The sequence below is a fragment of the Pseudarthrobacter arbutini genome (assembly GCF_054510915.1).
The window spans coordinates 1-1358 of the sequence record NZ_JBTNDQ010000038.1; the positions used below are offsets into that span (position 1 = coordinate 1).

Here is a 1358-nt window from a genome sequence, read left to right on the forward strand (position 1 = left end):
CTGAACCGTCCCGGGAATCATGCCGCCTGTTTGTTGGCGGCGTCGTCGGGTAACGAGCCGGTTTGTAGATCATAATATGTCTGCTCATATTCCTCTGGCGTCTGGTGATCCAGGGCGGAGTGCAGGCGTTCGTTGTTGTACCAGTGGACCCACTCGAAGACGATCTCCATCACGTCGGTTTCGGTCTTCAACGCCCCGGCACGGAACGGTGAATCCTTCGCGACGGCCTCGTTCTTGAACAGCCCCATCACGGTCTCGGCGGCTGCATTGTCATAGGCATCACCCACGCTGCCAATGGACGGCTGCAGGCCCTCAAGGGCCAGGGTGTCCGTGTAACGGATCGAGGTGTACTGGCTTCCCGCATCTGAGTGGTGAATCAGTCCCGGCGGTGCCGGGCGGCCGGTGTGTTCGCGCCGCCACAGGGCCATCCTCAGGCAGTGTTCGACGAACGCGGTGTCCTTGACGGTTGAGGTTTCCCAGCCGACGATCGCCCGGGAGTACAGGTCGATGACCAGGGCGACGTAGACGAATCCGGAGTAGACCGGGACGTAGGTGAAATCAGTCACCCAGACCTGGTTCGGGGCCGGGGCGGTGAAGTCCCGGTTCAGCAGGTCGCCGGCGCGGCGGCCGTCCTTGCCGGGGATGGTGGTGCGGGTCCTGCGGCCTCTGATGAGGCCGTTCATGCCCTCTTCGCGCATGAGCCGGTCCACTGTGTGTTTGGAGGCTTCCGGGAAGCCGTTCCGGCGCAGCCACTGCGTCATTTTTCGCCGCCCGTAGATGATCTCGGGCCGGGGGCGTCCCTTCGCATCGGGGACTTTCAAGGCCCGGAGTGCATCGGTGATGCGGGCGTCTTCGATGGTGCGCAGGGCTGGCAGGCGTTTCTTCCACGCCCGGTAGGTTCGTGCGGCGACCTGCACGCCCTGCTCCCGCAGGACGGCACAGATCGACTCGACCGCATGACCTTCAGCCCGCATTTCGTCGATGAATCGACAGATCAGCGGCGGCGAGGGTCGAGTTCCCTCGCGAAGAAAATCGAGGCCTGTTTGAGGATCTCGTTGGACTCTTTCAAGTCCCTCACCTCAGCCCGGAGCCGTTTGATTTCTTCCAGCTCGTCACTGCTTGGTCCGGTCTTCTCCCCGGCATCGACCTGGGCCTGGACAACCCAGCGGCGCAGCGATTCAGGGCCGACCCCGAGCTTCGGGGCCAGTGCCTTGCAGGCAGCATAGACAGACGGGTATTCGGACAACCGATCCAAGGTCATGCGCACTGCACGGTCACGGACTTCGGGCGGAAACTGCTTGGGCATAATCACTATCTTTCTCACAGAAGATAGCGGCATCAAACCCGGGACGGTTCAG

At 62.5% G+C, this 1358-nt stretch carries 1 protein-coding gene; it reads right to left on the reverse strand.

Going from position 1 to position 1358, the window contains the following annotated elements:
- Nucleotides 1-17: 17 nt before the first annotated feature.
- Nucleotides 18-1306 (reverse strand): IS3 family transposase gene (locus ACX80V_RS21805; RefSeq protein ID WP_485844903.1). Its coding sequence is split into 2 segments (ribosomal slippage): nucleotides 18-1033 and nucleotides 1033-1306, totalling 1290 coding nucleotides; the frame shifts between segments, so codons are not numbered across the junction.
- Between the last annotated feature and the right edge of the window lie 52 nt (nucleotides 1307-1358).